This window comes from Nitratireductor soli (genome assembly GCF_001050155.1).
Lineage (GTDB): Bacteria > Pseudomonadota > Alphaproteobacteria > Rhizobiales > Rhizobiaceae > Nitratireductor > Nitratireductor soli.
On sequence record NZ_LFVY01000008.1, the window covers coordinates 148830 to 164629 of the forward strand.

The window sequence follows — 15800 nt, forward strand, 5'->3', positions numbered from 1 at the left end:
ATGTGTTTTCACGACATGCAACACTTGGAATTTATTATTATTAAAAAATCCATTTGGACTTTATTTTTGATGCTCGGAGTTGTAGATTACGACCACGACTAGGCGATCCCAGTGGGTGGAGCGCTGTTTGCAGCTTTCGATTGGACAGGATGCATGGACTTTCGAACCCGCGTGGCAGTATGGCGGTCCTGGGCGCTGATCAGCTTCGCGGCTGGCTTTTCTCTGTACACGTCGCAGGTTCCATCGCTTGCCGCTCAGCCGGATTGGCCGTCAGGCACGTACAAGTACATCACCGTCGATCAGCCGGTGGGCGATGCGCTGAAGGAGTTCGGGCGCAACGTCGGCATCCCGGTCGAAGTGAGCAAGCAGGTGGGCGGCAGGTTGAGCGCCGGCATGCCGGTCGGCACCGCGCAGGAATTCCTCGACTGGGTCTGCAGCAGGTACGGGCTCGCCTGGTATTTCGACAGCTCCATCTTGCATGTGGCGACGGTCGGCGAGATGCGCACTGAGATTATTAAGCTTGGCGCGGAAGCGACGAAGGGCGTCGGCCGGAAACTCGAAGATCTCGGCATTGCCGATCCACGCTATCCGGTCCGGATTTCCGAGGCGGAGAACGTCATTTCAGTTTCGGGACCGCCAGCTTATGTCGCGGCCGTCAAGAAAAGCCTCGGAGTCGTTTCGGGACCTGCGACCTCACGTATCGCGCGCGAGGTCGACGCATCGTCGCGAGAAATCGTTCCCGTACGGGTTTTCCGTGGCAAGCAAGTGGCCGCTGAAAATGTCCCGGCGGGTAAAAGCGAATAGGGAGAGAATGATGAAGCTCGACAATATCGCGACAGCATCGCTGGCGCAGGCGAACCAGGAAAACGCGGCGCAGAAGGGCGATTTCGACGCGCAGGTCGATGCCAAGCTGGCGCAACTCAAGCCGAATGGTCCCAACGCTCCGAACACCAAGGAACTGGCGGCGATGCAAGAGGCGAGCAATTCAGAGGGATAGCGTTTCGGCGGGAACAATCAGTTCGTCGCGGTTGAGGATCCGATCATGGAAGCCACATCGATTGCCCCATTGGCAAACTCTGCTTTGCCGGCTGAGCTCCAAGCGGCGCAGGCACAGCAGGCCACTGTTGAGCAACAGCTTTTCGACTACCTGCTCGACAATAACATCGCCGGCGCAGCCACGCTGACGAACCCGTCGGCCCTCATCGGTTCCGCGGTGGAATCGCTCGAGGGGCTGGCAACGCAAGCCAAGAAGGCGCTTGCAGATGCCAACGCGGCTTCGGCTGGGGAAGCCGGAACGGCATCGCAAGCCGCAGCCTCTAGCAGTGTCATGGACGCCGAAGGAGCAACCGCGGGGGCGACACCCGCCGAAACCATGGCGCAAACTCTCGACAGGGCCATCTCGGTGATGTGGGCGACAGCCAATGTTTCCCTGGCGACGAACAGTCTCACGGCAGCGACTGGATCGGCCAGCACCTTGATCAAGCAGCAATAGCTGCAGTGCCATATCTCGAGAGCAGGATCAGCATGCAACGGCTTTTAGTGAGGAAGTGGGGTGCGGCGTGTCGCTTGACGCTCGTGCTCATTGGATTTCTCGTCCTGCAGGCCTGTTCGGTGGAGCTCTATTCGGATCTCAATCAGCGCCAGGCAAATGAGATCGTCGCAGCGCTCGTGCGCCATGGCATCCCTGCCCGTAGGCAGGCGACGGCGGATGGAAAAATGACGGTCACGGTCGGCAAGGGACATTTTGCCGACGCCATGACGGTGCTTCAGGAGAACGCGCTGCCCAGGCAGGAGTTCGCAACGCTCGGCCAGGTGTTCGAGCGCGACGGCCTGGTGTCGTCTCCGGTCGAGGAGCGGGCGACAATGATCTTCGGCCTGAGCCAGGAATTGTCCCAGACGATCTCCGACATAGACGGCGTCCTGTCCGCTCGTGTGCATCTGGTTTTGCCTGAAAACGACCCGCTGCGGCAGCGATTGATCCCGTCCTCGGCCTCGGTGTTCATTCGCCACCGGGCGTCCGTTTCGATGGGCGCGTTCATCCCGAAGGTGAAGATGCTGGTGGCCAACGGCGTCGCCGGGCTCGACTACGACAACGTCTCGGTGGTGCTTGCGCCCGTCGAGGCCAGCGCGCCTTCCGCGGCGGTAGGGCCAAGCTTCGTCACGTTCCTCGGTCTCTGGCTGCATCCCGACAGCGTGGCCCGCGCCATGTGGATGTTTTACGGCCTTTGCGCGGTCGCCCTGCTGCTTGGCGGCCGGCTGGCCTTTCTGCACTGGCGGCAGCGCGAACGGGTCTATGCGCTGAGCGCTCCGAGCCCGGTGAAGAAGACATGATTCCGGCTGCGGCACCCGATTTGGATGCGGTCGACGAGGATGAGTTGTTCCGGCAACTGCCGTCGGTCTATGCCGATCCGGCCTGGTTGGTTTCCTGCTTCGGGGATGCGATCAGCCGTGAAACGGCCAGGCGGCTGCTGGCGACCAAGCGGCTGCAGGGGCGCCTTTCACGTCTTCTCGCGGATCAGCATCGATTGCCGACATCGATAGCGAAAGGCGCGCCGGCGATGGAGGAGGTCGATCAGGCGATCGCTTATGCCTCCGCCGAAAAACTGTCCGAGATCGCCATGAAGGCCGGTGCCGTCTATTGGGCGGCGACGCTGGCTCGGACGATCTCCGGTCGCGAAGCCGCCATTCTGCGCAACGAGCTTGGCGCGGCGCTTTGCACTCTGGCGGTGGCCAACAAGGATCTCGCCGGCCCCGAGCAGCCGCTCGAGCCGTTGACGAGGATCCGCGAGCGTATCGAGGCGGATGGCTGGCGGTGCCTCGTTGCCTGGTGCGAAGCGGTTGGACAATTCGTGGCGGCGCGGGTCCGGCTCAAGCTGCCGCCGCAGAGCCCGCTTGCAGAGCCGCTGGTTCCATGCTTCGCGACGATCGGTCCGCTGATCGTCCGACGGCTGGCGGAGTGAGGCAGCGGGATGGCGAAGGTGATGGAACAGTCCCGCAAACTGCCCGCCCGGCCTGCCGCCCGCATCCTGCGCGCTCAGGAAGCCAAGGCCTGGCAGGATGGCTTCGCATTCCTGGAGGCGGCACAGAGCGAAGCCGGCCGGATGCGCGACGCCGCGCGGCGTGCCTATGCGGCGGAGTACGCCAGGGGTTACGAGGATGGCAGGGAGCAGGGCGCCGGGGAGGCTGCCCGCCTGACAAGCGAGACCGTGGAAAAGGTCGATCGCTATCTTGCCGGTTTGACGGGCGAGATCGTCACTCTTGCGCTCGACGTCGTGGAAAGGGTTCTGGGCGAACTCGACATCGCCGAATTGGTCGCGCGAGCCGCCGAACAGGCAATCCTCGATATCCGGAGCGCAAAATATCTGCGCGTCACCGTCCATCCCGACGCGGTTGAGGCGGTGCGCGGCAGACTTGGCACGCTTGTCGAGCCATCGCGCTTCGGCTTTTCGTTCGAGGTTGCCGGCGATGCTTCACTCGCTGCCGGCGCCTGCATCGTCACCACCGACGCCGCTGTCATAGAAGCCGGCATAGAGGTGCAACTCAAGGCCGTCGCGGTAGCTCTCGGGTCTGTGGACGAGGCGTCATCGTGAAGCAGTCTCCTGTCGAGCAAAAGCTCTCGCGCCTCGTGCCCGATTTGAACCAGCGGCTGCGTCAGGACGTCGCCCGGCCGAAAAGGGGGCGCGTGCGCCGGGTGGTCGGCGTCGTCGTTCATGCCACAGTGGACGAGGTGCGGCTGGGCGAAATCTGCAATCTCGTCGACCCGAAAACCGGGCGCTCGGTTCGCGCCGAGGTGGTCGGCCTCGAGAATGAGCAGGCGATATTGCTGCCGCTTGCCGACCTGACGGGATTGTCGAGCCTGACGGAGGTGGTGCCCACGGGCGCCGCCTTGCAGGTCGGGGTCGGACCCGGCCTCCTGGGGCGCGTCATCGACGCCTTCGGGAAGCCACTCGATGGCGGCCCCGAGGAAATGCCCGGCGTTGAGCGGAATTACTCCGTTCATGCCGATCCGCCGTCCCCCTTCGCCCGTGCGCTGGTGTCCGATCCGATGCAACTGGGCATCCGCGCACTGGACGGCTTGCTGACATGTGCCCGGGGGCAGCGCGTGGGAGTTCTGGGCGAGCCGGGCGTCGGCAAGTCCCTGCTGTTGTCGGACATCGTTCGCGGCACGGATGCCGATGTTGCCGTCGTTGCCCTGGTCGGCGAGCGCGGCCGCGAGGTGCGCGAGTTCGTCGAACGCCAGCGCGCTGCCGGTGGAATGGCACGCACGGTTGTCATTGCGGCAACCTCGGATCGTCCGGCCATCGAGCGTCTGAATGCCGCCTATGTTGCAACGACGATCGCCGAGTATTTCCGCGATCAGGGCAAGCACGTCCTGCTGGCTCTGGACAACGTCACCCGATTCGCCAGGGCGCAGCGCGAGATCGGATTGGCGTCGGGCGAGCCGCCGACCAGGCGGGGGTTCCCGTCTTCGCTGTTTGCCGCCCTTCCAAGATTGCTCGAGCGTTCCGGTCCTGGCGAGAAGGGAACCATCACCGGGCTCTACAGCGTGCTTATCGAGGGGGATGGTACTCTGGATCCCGTGGCCGAGGAACTGCAGGCGCTTCTGGATGGACATGTGTTCCTGTCGTCCGAGCTCGCCCAGCGCAATCACTTCCCGGCGATAGATGTCCTTCGCAGCCGCAGCCGGCTGATGGACACGGTGGTTCCGGCGCAACACAGGGCCGATGCCGGCCGCATCCGCGAACTGTTGGCGCGCTATGCCGAAGTCGAGTTGCTGTTGCGGGTCGGAGAGTATGAAAAGGGCCATGACGCGGTCGCCGACGAAGCTGTGGCGAGAATCGACAGGATCAACGATTTCCTCCGGCAGGAGACTGCCAGCCACGAGACGATATCGGCAGCGCAGAAGCGGATGCGGGAGATACTCGATGAAAAGGCCTGATGCGCTCACTTGCCTGCTCGACCTGCGCAGCCTGCGCGAGCAGCGCGCCGGGGAAACGGTCGTCGGCCTCCGGCGATCAAGCTCTCAAGCCGCTGAAAGGGTACGCCTGGCCAAGAGGGCGATCGATGGCGAGATGCGGAAGGTCGCGATCGAGGAGGGACGGTCGTTCGATGCGCTGGCCGGAGGCGTCGTCTCCACAAGCAATCTGCGCGAGATGCGGCATCGGTTCGACGCTGCCGCGGGTCGACTGCTGGCGCTGGAAACGGAGGCGGCCGCGGCCACGGATTTTGAACGGGAAAGGCGAGATCAACTGTGCGGCGCCCGCGACACGCACCGCCGATACCGCTTGGGGCTCGAAAAGCTCGAAAGCATCATCGAACTGCAGGCCCGTCGGGCGCGCAGCCGGCAGGCGGCACTGACGGAGCTATCGGATGAGGAGCAGGCCGATGGTCTGCATTCCGCGCGACGTCCGCGCCAGATATGAGGACCAGGTCGTCGAAGATGCCTGAAGCGGTGGTTTGTCCGAGGAAGAAGACGTTGAGGCGCACGGTGCCGGCTGTCGTGCGACCGCTGGAACCGCCTCGGCTATTGTCCGACACGGTGTCTGTGCTGAACGCGTTCTATCGGCGCCGGGTGCCCTTCGAGCTCGCCCTTGCCGACGAGGTGTTGACGATTGCCGCCGAGTGGAGGCGGCCCGCCAGAGGCGGGGAGGAGGATGCCTCCATCCGCTTCGAGATCGGTGACGATGCCGGCGTGATCGAATGTCCGGCGGCCCTGATTGAAGCCCTGCTTTTGCAGCTCGATCCAGGCGCGATTCTGGAAGCATTGCCTGCCGATCGTCGCGCTCTTTTACTCGAATGCCTACTGGAAGAGGCGATCGGCAGGCTCGAGGCGCGGCTTGGTGTCGATATTGCATTGCGCTCCGTCGTTGGCCCTTCGGCGGCCCGATCCGAGAGGACGTCTTTTGTGCTTGCGGCGAGGTGGCGAGGCGATGTCCACGGCTGCACCGTGCAACTCGCGAACGACTGGGCGCTGCGCCTGGCTCACCTCCTCGACGAACGCCAGGCCGGTCCGCCGCCTTTGCGTCTGGATGTGCCGGTTTCTGTCAGCATCTGGAGAGCGGTAGCCTCGCTCAACCTCGAGGAATTGCAGAACCTTGGTCCAGGGGATGTCGTCACGCTCGACGCCGCGTCCTCGGCCGACAGGGCGGCGCTGGTCGTGGCGGCAGGCCGCTTCCTGGCGCGGGCTCAATTGAGCGCAGAAGGGTGCGTTCTGTTGTCCAGGCCCTTCCCCATTCGCGGTTCAAATTGGGAGTGGATTATGAACCAGGCGGCACAGACTGACGCGGAGAAGCCCGAGGATTCGGGCTTGGATGGCTTGCCAGTTACCGTTGCTTTCGAACTGGGGCGCAAAGCGATGCCGCTCAGCGAGGTTAGCGCCCTGGCGCCGGGCGCGGTCGTCCATCTCGCAGAACAGCCCGGCGATGCGGTCAGCATCATCGCGCAGGGAAAGCGCATCGGGCAGGGCGAGATTGTCCGGATCGGCGACGCACTAGGCGTGCGCATTGTCCGGATCTTCGACCATGCTTGAAGGATCGCCGAACCTTCTCGGCATCCTCGTCGCGGTCGGCCTCGTCGGGATTTTTCCGCTGGCCGTCGTGACGATGACCGGCTTCCTGAAAATATCCGTTGTCCTGTTTCTGATCCGCAACGCGCTCGGCGTGCAACAGACCCCGCCCAACCTTGTGCTCTACGGCATTGCCCTGGTGCTGACCGTCTATGTGACAACGCCGCTGATCAGCGAGATCTCCGGGCGCCTGGAAGAGCGACAGGTGACGTTCGAGAGCGCGGAGGACATCGCCGTCGCCGCGCAGGTGGTGCGCGAGCCGCTGCGCCAGCACCTCTTGCGCTTCACACACCCCGGGGAACGCGAATTCTTCCTTGAAGGAACCGCGCGCCTGTGGCCGGACGGCGTCAACCAGAATGTGCAAGACAGCGATCTTTCGATCCTCGTACCCGCATTCGTTGCCTCCGAGCTTACCCGCGCCTTCGAGATCGGTTTCCTTCTTTACCTGCCGTTTCTGGTGATCGACCTCGTCGTGGCGAACGTCCTGATGACGTTGGGCATGATCATGGTTTCGCCCGTCCTGATCTCCATCCCGCTGAAGCTTTTCCTCTTCGTGGCAATCGACGGTTGGTCGCGGCTGATGCACGGCCTGATCCTGAGCTACGGCTGACGCCGCGCGCGCACTCATCCAAGGAGACCTGTCCCATGGCCAGCGATTTCGTGCTTGCGAAGGTGCAGGGCGCCTTGATGATGGTGCTGATCGCCTCCAGTCCCGCCATCATCGCGACGCTTCTGATCGGCGTGATCGTCGGACTTGCCCAGGCTCTGACGCAGATCCAGGATCAGAGCCTGCCGCAGACCATCAAGCTGGTCGTCGTTCTGCTGGTGGTGATGCTGCTGGGGCCTCTTCTGGCGGCGCAAATCGCCGAGCAGGCCTCGCAGGCGCTCGACGAATTCCCCTACGTTACGCGTTAGGCCCGCCATGCCGTTCGACGCGCTGTTCACATCAGTTGCGGAATTCGAGCTGTATGTGCTGGCGGCGGCCTTTGCGTTGGCCCGGTTCGCCGGGGTGATGATGGTGATGCCGCTGTTCAGTCGAGTCCGGCTGACCGGACTTTTGCGCAATGGTGTCGCACTGGCCCTGTCGATACCGGTGATCCCGATGATCGCCGGTGCACTCGACCAGATGACGGCGTCGCCGCCCCTGGTCGTCATCCTCATGCTGAAGGAGTTCATCATAGGCGCTACTCTCGGTTTCGTCCTCGGTATTCCCTTCTGGGCTGCCGAGACCGCCGGCGACATCGTCGACCTTCAGCGCGGATCAACCATGGGGGCGCTGATCGACCCGATGATGACGCATGAAACGAGCACCACCGGAACGTTTCTGACTTTGATCGTCATGGTTCTGTTTCTCGCCTCCGGCGGTATCCAGCTGACGGTCAGCACGGTCTATAACAGCTACGGCCTTTGGCCCGTCGACAGCCTCATGCCGATCTTCAGCCCGCAGGCGGCGGAAACATTCCTGATGTTGCTCAATCGCATCCTCGTGATGGCGCTTGTCTTGGTGTTCCCGCTTGTGATCAGCCTGCTGCTGTCGGACGTGCTTCTGGCGCTTCTTGCCCGGGCCTCGCCGCATCTCAATGTCTTTGCTCTCTCGCTTGTCCTGAAGACGCTGGTCTTCAGTCTGGTGCTTGTCCTCTACGCGTCGTTCCTTGTTTTCTATATGAGCCGGGATTTGACGTTCTTGACCATGGCACATCAATACATCGCTGATATTGCCTGCCCGGATTGTCAATGATTCCCGGTGTTTTCGAGCGCATGGAGCCGAACCGAATGAAATTTCCCTCAGCCTGCTGTGTTTTGGAGAATTTATGGAAATCTCTATTGGTACTTTGTCTACTGACAGACCATGACATTCAAAATGCTAAATATTCAACAGATATCATTGTGTAAAGATATGTTATCGGAAGCATCGATGGCAACGGTTTGACAGATTCTTCTTTGGCAACAATGCTGCGGAATCGGCGTACTTCGGATCTGAGAGGGCGGTCATGGAAGTTGTAGCTCGTCATGAACGGTTAGCTGTAGACGAAGACGTCCGGACGATGGCCCCTGACGCGTTACGGAGCTTGATCCGGGACGGCGCATACAGGGGAAGCACGAAAGGGCTGGCGCAACGCAAACTGCAGGCGAGCATCGCCGTGCTGTCCCGTCGTTTCGCTGCAGATTTCCTGAAGTTCTGCACCCTCAATTCAAAGCCTCTGCCCGTTGTCGGCGTCGGCCAGGCGGGCAGCGCGATGCTCGCCGGACTGGGCGAGGTGGACATTCGCACGGACGTTCCCCTGTATGACATGTATCGCTTCGGCGCGCTCGTGGAGCGGCGCAGCGACATCGTCGATGTGTGGCGCTCGGATTTCGCCGCTTTCGCGCTCGGCTGTTGCTTCACTTTCGAGCCGGCGCTCAGGGAAGCGGGTGTCGAAGTACGCGGCCTCAAGCGGGGACGGACCGTCCCCATGTTCCGAACCTCGATCCAGACCGTCCGGGTGGGGGTGTTCGGCGGCGAGATCGTCGTGTCGATGCTGCCCGTCCGTCGTCGTGACGTGGACAAGGTTCGCGCGATCACGGCCCGCTACCCGCACGCCCACGGAGCGCCCATTCACGTCGGCGACCCCGCGGTTCTGGGAATCCGTGATATCGGCCGGCCCAACTGGGGAGAGGCGTTGCAGGTCGGAGCGGACGAGATTCCGGTTTTCTGGGCGAGTTGTGGCACCGCCAGGAATGCCTTGCAATGCGCCGAGCTGGAGATGTTCATCACCGAAACGCCGGGGCGCATGCTCGTGACGGAACTCGATTGTCAATCGGATGTCGGTTTCTTCAAGGTATTTTGAGCCCTGCCGACCTTCATGGCGCACGCGCCGGCACTCGCTCCGGCGGTCTCACCAAGGGCCGGAGCGAGTGCCACGGGATACCAGATGGAATGCGCAGCGAAACCTGCAGCAGGAGATGATCGGTCTAAACGAGCTGAAGCCGGACCAGATGGGCGATGACCGGCTGAAAGAGCCTGGAATCCATAAACTCGCCGATGCGTGCCCGATCGAACATCTGGCCGACCAATCTGGTGTCCTCGACAATCGAGCACGCGTTCCAGCGTGCTTGCGACAGCAACTCGGCTGCCAGGCGCCCTTGTCCTTTGGCGACGATTACCGGCACCGGCGTTTCGCCGCGGACGTAGCGCAAGGCGATGGCGCGATCATCGGCATGCAGGACGAGGACGGCGTTCTTAACGCCGAGCTTCTCGGGGCGAGCAACGGCATCGTGCTGCCGCCGCTGCCGCTCGCGGCGCATCAGCGGATCGCCTTCCAGGTCCTTGTGTTCTCGCTTGAGCTCGGTTCGCGTCATGCGCATATCGTGCCGGTACAGCCACCGCTGGATCGGCACGTCGACAACACCGATGACGACGAAGGCGAGCGCCGCCGCCATTCCAAGCGGCGTCAGGGCGGAAAGGACCATCGGCATCATGCAGGTTTCGCCGCAACCCGGCGCATCGAACAGCGGCTGGAACCATGCCAGGAGAACAACGACGAACAGGACGGACAGGCAAATCGTCTTTATCAGGCTCTTGGCGAACTCGACCATGTTGCGCATGGACATCAGCCGTTTGAAACCCTTGCCGGGATTTATGTGATCGATCTGTGGCTTGAGCGGTTCAAAAGAAAAGACGGGCCCGCGGGTGGCGATCGTGCCGAACAGGATTGTCACGGCGGCGATCACCGCCACGAGGGGGGCGATGATCAGGAAAACCGTCAGAAAGGCCTGCCGCACGGCTGTGTCGCTGATCGTGGAAAAGGACGTCTGATCGCCTTGCGTTACCGTCTGCACCAACTCGATGAGACGTTCGACCACGGTTGGCCAGAAGACGAAAAGATAGGCGAGCGCGGCGAGAAGCACGAAACCCGAAACGAAGTCGCGGCTTTGCGACGCCTGTCCCTTCTTTCGCGCGTCCCTGAGTTTCTTGTCGGATGCCGGTAGTCTCTTTTCCTCAGTTTCCTGGGCCATTTAGTCAACCTGTCGAGGGCTTTCTGTATCCGTGTTCGAACGCCTTGTATAAGGTGCTACCAGGCGCGATCGAGGAGTAGAGCATGCGGTTTTGTGCAGTGCTTTTTGTTGCATCCAGTATGATGGTTTTCTCCGGCTGCACGACGCTGCAGGATGCCGGGGTGAGCAAGACCGAGAAGGAGGAGGTGCCGACGCATTCATCCCGCCTCGTCAAGCTTGCGAGTGACATTGAATCGCGGGGTGACCCGAATACGGCACTGGCTCTCTACGAGCAGGCGGCTGCCGTTCCCGACGCCAAGCCGGCCACGCTTGTCAGCGTCGCCGATGCTTATGCGCGCGCCGGCTATGGCGAACAAGCCGTCAAGACGTATCGCCTGGCATTGTCGCGCGCGCCCAGCTATGGCCCGGCGCTGGTTGGCCTCGGCTCGGCCATGATAGACGAGGGGGATTCGGAGGCGGGCATTCGTGCGCTTGCCGAAGGGGCGCAGAGCGTCCACTCGAGCAAGGCCTACAATCGCCTGGGGGTCGCCTACATCTTCGCCGGCGACACCGATGCGGCGCAAACGACCTTCCAGAAGGCGCTCGCCCTGGCGCCTGGCGATCTCGACATCGAGACCAACATGGCGCTGGCCGCCGCCCTTGCCCAACAGTCGGCAAGCGCCGTTCTCCTGGCGCAGAAGATCGCCGCTTCGCCGAACGCCCAATTGCATCACAAGCGCAACATCGTCGTCGTCTACGGACTTCTGGGGCAGGAGAGTGTGGTGCGCGCCTCTCCGCCGACGGGATTGTCGACCAAGGACATCGACACGCTGCTGGCGCAAGCCAAGGCGATCGGTACGAAGAAGACCGTGCATGCGCGAGCCAAGGCGCTGGGCTCCATGAACGGCTAGCCGCCATGAGGCGGTCGCCAACGCCGTGCAGCTCTGGTCCATCATTGCACCGGTGACGGTTCCATGCCGGTGTTGCGCGCGCCCCCGAGCGGTGAATCCTTGCCATACAGGTATTTTCGCGCCGCCCGCGCCGTTGGCGCCGCCGATGCCGGTCCCGGATGGCGGCCTTCCACCAGGTCGCGTTCGCTCTCGACCATGCGCTGCAGGTTGTAGGCGTTGGCGCAGCCGGGCGGCAGATGCGGCCCTAGCTGCGGAACGATCGTTCCGGGCGTTGCCGCCGGACTGGGCGTCGGGTCCGCGGGGTCGCTCAGGCAGGCGTCCGGCACCAGGATCGCGCCGCCCGCCGTCTTACTGGAATCGGCGAAGCCGTCGGCTGCGACATAACTGTAGCCGGGCGAGTAATCGGGCGGTGCGGGATTGCACCCCGCCAGGGCAAGGAAAGGCATGGCCAAGGCGGTGCGGAAACAATTCGAGGACATACCTTACTCTCCCACTACTTGATGATAAGGCCCATTCCAGCCGATTTCCTGGATGTCCTGCGTGCTGCCGGACGATCCATGGGGGTCACGAGGTCGTGTGCGCTGACGGGCTCCACGAGATAGGGCGTGATCAGGATCACCAGTTCCGTTTCCTCGCGCTGATAGCGCTGCGATTGGAACAGCGCGCCGAGGATCGGCACGTCGCCCAGCACCGGAAATTTTTCGAGATTGCTTGCGAAGCGCTGTTGGAACAGGCCGGCGATCGCGAAAGTCTGGCCGCTCGCCACCTCGACGGTGGTGTCGGCCCTGCGGACGATGAAGCTGGGAAGATTGTACCCGCCCATGCTGACACCGCCATCGGTTATCGAACTGACCTCGGGCTGAACATGCAGAGCGATGCGCTGGTCATTGATCAGCGTCGGCGTGAAGCCGAGAGAGACACCGAAGGGTTTATACTCCACGCCGAGGATGTCCTTGCCCTGCGGTATAGGGATCGGCACCTCACCACCCGCCAGGAAGCTCGCCGTTTGCCCGGTCATGGCAGTCAGATTTGGCTCCGCCAGGATCTTGACGATTCCGTTACGTTGCAAGGCTTCCAGCAATATCTCGACGTTCACACCCTTGACGCCGAGACTGATGCCGAGACCGCTCCCCTCACTGACACCGCCGCTCCGCAAGACGCCGAACTTGAAATCGCTCTGGTTGATGAAAACTTCCCAATCGACGCCGTAGGACTGCAATTCGGTTCGCGAAACCTCGGCAAAGCGCACGCGAATGTTGACCTGCTGCGAGCCGGTGATCGTCGTGTTGTTGATGGGAGGATGTTCCGGCGCTGAGTAGGTTCGGGCGACGCTGTCCACATCCAGCGCTTCGTTGACGCTGCGTGTTTGCCCCAGCGCGACGATGCGGTTGCCGAAGATCGTCAGTTCCGTCGTCGAGGTCGGCTGCAACAGGTTGGCAGCTTCGCCGGCTGGGCTCGCGTCGGCGCTCACGCGAAACTCCATCGATGCCTTGACCCTCTGGTCGCCGGTAATGGCGATCAGGTTCGTCACACCGGATTTCAGCCCGAAGACATAGACGATGTCCGGGGCGACGATTTGCAGATTGGCGATGGTCGCATCGGCGACCAGCACGGACTCCACCGGTTCATTGAAGCGCAGGAGGCGCCCCTGACCGACGTGCAGATCGACCCTGGCACCGTCGACACGCGGCGAGATTTCCTGGCCCCGCGCGAGATTGGCGGCGCACGTCAGCGCAAGCAGCAGGATCAGTATCGCTCTGACGCTCCGGTGGCCGGCGAGCCATCGCAGCCGGCTTGCCGGGGCGGGAGTTGCAAAATATCGATCTTTCATGCCGTCCCTCATTTGCGCATGCTGGAGAACGTCCTGTTCGTGATGGATCAGGGGGATGTCCCATGTTCTGTTTTGTCGTGCGCCGGCAGAGACGGCGAACTTTGCCGTTCGCGCTCGCCGCCATGTTTTGCTGTGATCGTCGCCAGTGGCTGAACGTTGAATTCGGGCGCCAGCTCCTGATAGGACATGACCGGAATCTCGATGCCGCTGTGGACGAGAAGACCACGCAGGTGGCGCCGCACATCCACGGTGGTAAGGGCCACCGGTTGTGTCGTCGCGGTGGTCTGCGACAACGCCTTCTTTATCTGCCCGGCAATCGCCTGGCTTTCCGGATCGGAAAGATTGAGCACGGTGCCGGTCGACGATGTCTGCACGGCGGATCTGAGCGCGGACTCGGCCGAAGGCTGGAGCAGATAGGCAGCGATGATGCGGTTGCGGTCGGCCATCCGGAAGCTGATTTGCCGTTTCAGCGCAACGCGCACATGCTCGGCCAGCAAGGCGGTGTCCTGCTCCCTGCGGCCCCAATCGGCGATGGCTTCGAGAATGATGCGCAGGTTGCGTATCGGAACGTTCTCGGCGACCAGCCGGCGTAGAACTTCGGCAATTTTCTGCAATGGCACGGCTTCCTGGGCCTCGCGAACCAGGTCCGCATACTCGGCTTCCAGTTCGATCAGGAGGTGACGGGTTTCCTGGATGCCGACGAAATGATCGGCATAAAGCCTGAGCGCATCGCCGATCCACTTGGCGGCTACCGCGCCTGGCGGCAGGAATTCCAGCCCCGCTGCAGCAAGCTCCGCTGCCCGATCGCTTTCCACCCAGAATGCGGGACGTCTCGGGCCGATCGCTCCAGCTTCCCGATAGGGAACATCGATAAGGTCCAAGTGAGCGACGTCCCCTTCGAACAGGACGCTGTCGGCGGGAATCTCCGCATCCAGGGTAGGGGCGCCTTCCAGGTCAAGGCGCAGATGCGCGGGCTCGAGGCTGTCGTCTGTCTGCAGGTCAATTCGCGGAACGTCTATGCCTAGATCGTCGAGAAGTTCGCGGCGGATGCGCTCGGTCCGTTCCTGGATTTCGGTGGGGGTAAAGGATTGTCCGAAACCGCTGCCAAGCCGGGCGACGATCCCCGTCGACTGCAGCAACGTGGCATTCCTCGAGTGAGGCAGCGCTTCCATCCGGTCCTGGTCCTCTTCCCTGCGCAGGGCGACGGTTTTGCCGGGTTCTGCCTCGCGGTGGGTGTTGCGGTGCAAGGCATAGGCGCCGATGCCCAGCACTGCGCCGAGGATCAGAAAAACGATCGTCGGGAAGCCCGGCACCAGGCTCAAGCCGATCAGGATGGCGGATGCCAGCGCCAGCGCCCGCGCGTCGCGCAGAAGCTGGCTGGCGATTTGCCCGCCAAGGTCCGTATGCCCTTCCGCGCCGGCTACGCGCGTGATCATCACGCCGGAGGCGACGGCAACGAGCAAGGCCGGAATCTGCGAAACGAGCCCGTCGCCGACCGTCAGCAACGAGTATGTGGCGGCGGCCTCGCCAAGCGACATGCCGTGCTGCAGGGTGCCGACGGCGAAGCCGCCGATCAGATTGACCAGAATAATGACGATGCCGGCGATGACGTCGCCTTTGACGAATTTCATGGCGCCGTCCATGGCGCCGAACAACTGGCTCTCCCGCTCGACCTGCCGCCGCATCTGTCGCGCCTCATCCTGGTCGATATCGCCGTTGCGCAGCTCCGCGTCGATGCTCATCTGCTTGCCGGGCAGGGCGTCGAGCGTGAAGCGCGCCGCCACTTCCGCCACACGTTCGGCACCCTTGGCGATCACCACAAACTGGGCAACTGTGATGATGAGAAAAATGACCAGGCCCACCGCGATGCTGCCGCCGACCACGAAGTTGCCAAAGGTCATGACGATGTCGCCGGCATCCGCCTGCAGGAGGATAAGGCGCGTTGTGGTGATGGTGATCGCTAGGCGAAACAGCGTGGCGATGAGGATTACCGAAGGCAGCGACGAGAAATCGAGCGGATGCCGGACATAGAAACAGGCGAGCAGGATCAGCACGCTAATGGCGATGTTCGCCGAAATCAGGACGTCCACCAATTCCGTCGGCAGGGGGATGAGCATCATCACCACGGAGACGAGCATCAGCATCGCAATGACCAGGTCGCTGCGGCGTCCTACTTTCACAAGGAAAGGCAAAAGACGGTCAAGCACGGCGATCGGCCTCATAGTGCGCCAGGAAATCCTTGAAGGAGCGCCGAGCCTCCATGACATCGCCAGTCGCCATCAGCGCTTTGCTTTTCAGAAGGGTGAGGACTGGATGACCGCCATCGCCGAGGGCTTCGAGCCGGGCAATGATCGTCAGCGCCTTCACCCCTTCGCCGCTGCGGATAAGGAGATGGGCAAGGGTGCGCAGAACGCCGACATCTTTAGGCGACAGCTGCACTGCGAGAAGCAGATACGCGACGCCGCGTTTCGATTGCCCGTGGCATCCATAAAGATGAGCCAGGATATGCAGCAGCTTG

19 protein-coding genes are annotated in these 15800 nt (G+C 62.5%); 14 read left to right on the top strand and 5 right to left on the bottom strand.

The window, feature by feature from the left end:
* Nucleotides 1–153 precede the first annotated feature (153 nt).
* The 13 genes from AB843_RS11785 (at nt 154) to AB843_RS11845 (ending at nt 9393) form a co-directional block, all read left to right on the top strand.
* Complete coding sequence (locus AB843_RS11785; protein WP_244467963.1) at nt 154–804, top strand: type III secretion protein; 651 nt, start codon at nt 154–156, stop codon at nt 802–804.
* A 7-nt stretch (nt 805–811) separates the two neighbouring features.
* Nucleotides 812–997, top strand: a complete 186-nt coding sequence (locus AB843_RS11790; RefSeq protein ID WP_048647045.1) for a hypothetical protein — start codon at nt 812–814, stop codon at nt 995–997.
* A 45-nt stretch (nt 998–1042) separates the two neighbouring features.
* On the top strand, nt 1043–1492 hold the full coding sequence (locus AB843_RS11795) for a hypothetical protein (RefSeq protein WP_157384493.1): 450 nt from the start codon (nt 1043–1045) through the stop codon (nt 1490–1492).
* 83 nt (nt 1493–1575) lie between these two features.
* Nucleotides 1576–2331 (top strand): type III secretion system inner membrane ring lipoprotein SctJ, encoded by a 756-nt coding sequence (gene sctJ / locus AB843_RS11800; protein ID WP_244467974.1) that lies wholly within the window; start codon nt 1576–1578, stop codon nt 2329–2331.
* Complete coding sequence (locus AB843_RS11805) at nt 2328–2960, top strand: hypothetical protein (protein ID WP_048647047.1); 633 nt, start codon at nt 2328–2330, stop codon at nt 2958–2960. The genes sctJ and AB843_RS11805 overlap by 4 nt, the downstream gene beginning before the upstream one ends.
* A gap of 21 nt (nt 2961–2981) precedes the next feature.
* Nucleotides 2982–3590: a type III secretion system stator protein SctL gene (gene sctL / locus AB843_RS11810; RefSeq protein WP_244467964.1), complete on the top strand. Its 609-nt coding sequence runs from the start codon at nt 2982–2984 to the stop codon at nt 3588–3590.
* Nucleotides 3587–4939: a FliI/YscN family ATPase gene (locus AB843_RS11815; protein WP_048647049.1), complete on the top strand. Its 1353-nt coding sequence runs from the start codon at nt 3587–3589 to the stop codon at nt 4937–4939. Before sctL ends, AB843_RS11815 begins: the two co-directional genes overlap by 4 nt.
* On the top strand, nt 4926–5423 hold the full coding sequence (locus AB843_RS11820; protein WP_048647050.1) for a YscO family type III secretion system apparatus protein: 498 nt from the start codon (nt 4926–4928) through the stop codon (nt 5421–5423). Before AB843_RS11815 ends, AB843_RS11820 begins: the two co-directional genes overlap by 14 nt.
* 104 nt (nt 5424–5527) lie before the next feature.
* Nucleotides 5528–6529 (top strand): type III secretion system cytoplasmic ring protein SctQ, encoded by a 1002-nt coding sequence (gene sctQ / locus AB843_RS11825; protein WP_157384494.1) that lies wholly within the window; start codon nt 5528–5530, stop codon nt 6527–6529.
* Complete coding sequence (gene sctR / locus AB843_RS11830; protein ID WP_048647052.1) at nt 6522–7175, top strand: type III secretion system export apparatus subunit SctR; 654 nt, start codon at nt 6522–6524, stop codon at nt 7173–7175. The genes sctQ and sctR overlap by 8 nt, the downstream gene beginning before the upstream one ends.
* Before the next feature lie 35 nt (nt 7176–7210).
* Nucleotides 7211–7480 carry an EscS/YscS/HrcS family type III secretion system export apparatus protein gene (locus AB843_RS11835; RefSeq protein WP_048647053.1) on the top strand — a complete coding sequence of 90 codons (270 nt, stop codon included), beginning with the start codon at nt 7211–7213 and terminating at the stop codon, nt 7478–7480.
* A 7-nt stretch (nt 7481–7487) separates the two neighbouring features.
* Nucleotides 7488–8303, top strand: a complete 816-nt coding sequence (gene sctT, locus AB843_RS11840; RefSeq protein ID WP_048647054.1) for a type III secretion system export apparatus subunit SctT — start codon at nt 7488–7490, stop codon at nt 8301–8303.
* Between the two features lie 331 nt (nt 8304–8634).
* Nucleotides 8635–9393 carry a D-glutamate cyclase family protein gene (locus AB843_RS11845; RefSeq protein ID WP_244467965.1) on the top strand — a complete coding sequence of 253 codons (759 nt, stop codon included), beginning with the start codon at nt 8635–8637 and terminating at the stop codon, nt 9391–9393.
* Between the two features lie 124 nt (nt 9394–9517).
* On the opposite strand, the gene AB843_RS11850 is transcribed toward AB843_RS11845, so the two are convergent.
* Complete coding sequence (locus AB843_RS11850) at nt 9518–10561, bottom strand: EscU/YscU/HrcU family type III secretion system export apparatus switch protein (RefSeq protein WP_048647055.1); 1044 nt, start codon at nt 10559–10561, stop codon at nt 9518–9520.
* A gap of 119 nt (nt 10562–10680) precedes the next feature.
* Between AB843_RS11850 and AB843_RS11855 the strand changes: the two genes are divergently transcribed.
* Nucleotides 10681–11451, top strand: a complete 771-nt coding sequence (locus tag AB843_RS11855) for a tetratricopeptide repeat protein (RefSeq protein ID WP_244467966.1) — start codon at nt 10681–10683, stop codon at nt 11449–11451.
* A gap of 41 nt (nt 11452–11492) precedes the next feature.
* On the opposite strand, the gene AB843_RS11860 is transcribed toward AB843_RS11855, so the two are convergent.
* From AB843_RS11860 to AB843_RS11875, 4 genes are read right to left on the bottom strand one after another with little or no spacing between them, the layout of a single operon-like run.
* Complete coding sequence (locus tag AB843_RS11860) at nt 11493–11930, bottom strand: hypothetical protein (RefSeq protein ID WP_048647057.1); 438 nt, start codon at nt 11928–11930, stop codon at nt 11493–11495.
* A 14-nt stretch (nt 11931–11944) separates the two neighbouring features.
* Nucleotides 11945–13282, bottom strand: coding sequence for a type II and III secretion system protein family protein (locus tag AB843_RS11865; protein ID WP_244467967.1), 1338 nt, complete (start codon nt 13280–13282; stop codon nt 11945–11947).
* A gap of 47 nt (nt 13283–13329) precedes the next feature.
* The gene (sctV, locus tag AB843_RS11870) at nt 13330–15489 is read right to left on the bottom strand and encodes a type III secretion system export apparatus subunit SctV (RefSeq protein ID WP_164481553.1); all 2160 of its coding nucleotides are present in this window, start codon (nt 15487–15489) and stop codon (nt 13330–13332) included.
* Nucleotides 15482–15721 carry a tetratricopeptide repeat protein gene (locus AB843_RS11875; RefSeq protein WP_244467968.1) on the bottom strand — a complete coding sequence of 80 codons (240 nt, stop codon included), beginning with the start codon at nt 15719–15721 and terminating at the stop codon, nt 15482–15484. The genes sctV and AB843_RS11875 overlap by 8 nt, the downstream gene beginning before the upstream one ends.
* Between the last annotated feature and the right edge of the window lie 79 nt (nt 15722–15800).

Bases quoted from the DNA above. Each gene is read 5' to 3' on its own strand.
- AB843_RS11785 (WP_244467963.1), top strand. From the start codon at position 154: ATGGACTTTCGAACCCGCGTGGCAGTATGGCGGTCCTGGGCGCTGATC.
- AB843_RS11790 (WP_048647045.1), top strand. From the start codon at position 812: ATGATGAAGCTCGACAATATCGCGACAGCATCGCTGGCGCAGGCGAAC.
- AB843_RS11795 (WP_157384493.1), top strand. From the start codon at position 1,043: ATGGAAGCCACATCGATTGCCCCATTGGCAAACTCTGCTTTGCCGGCT.
- AB843_RS11805 (WP_048647047.1), top strand. From the start codon at position 2,328: ATGATTCCGGCTGCGGCACCCGATTTGGATGCGGTCGACGAGGATGAG.
- sctL (WP_244467964.1), top strand. From the start codon at position 2,982: ATGGAACAGTCCCGCAAACTGCCCGCCCGGCCTGCCGCCCGCATCCTG.
- AB843_RS11820 (WP_048647050.1), top strand. From the start codon at position 4,926: ATGAAAAGGCCTGATGCGCTCACTTGCCTGCTCGACCTGCGCAGCCTG.
- sctR (WP_048647052.1), top strand. From the start codon at position 6,522: ATGCTTGAAGGATCGCCGAACCTTCTCGGCATCCTCGTCGCGGTCGGC.
- AB843_RS11835 (WP_048647053.1), top strand. From the start codon at position 7,211: ATGGCCAGCGATTTCGTGCTTGCGAAGGTGCAGGGCGCCTTGATGATG.
- sctT (WP_048647054.1), top strand. From the start codon at position 7,488: ATGCCGTTCGACGCGCTGTTCACATCAGTTGCGGAATTCGAGCTGTAT.
- AB843_RS11850 (WP_048647055.1), bottom strand. From the start codon at position 10,561: ATGGCCCAGGAAACTGAGGAAAAGAGACTACCGGCATCCGACAAGAAA.
- AB843_RS11855 (WP_244467966.1), top strand. From the start codon at position 10,681: ATGATGGTTTTCTCCGGCTGCACGACGCTGCAGGATGCCGGGGTGAGC.
- AB843_RS11860 (WP_048647057.1), bottom strand. From the start codon at position 11,930: ATGTCCTCGAATTGTTTCCGCACCGCCTTGGCCATGCCTTTCCTTGCC.
- AB843_RS11865 (WP_244467967.1), bottom strand. From the start codon at position 13,282: ATGAAAGATCGATATTTTGCAACTCCCGCCCCGGCAAGCCGGCTGCGA.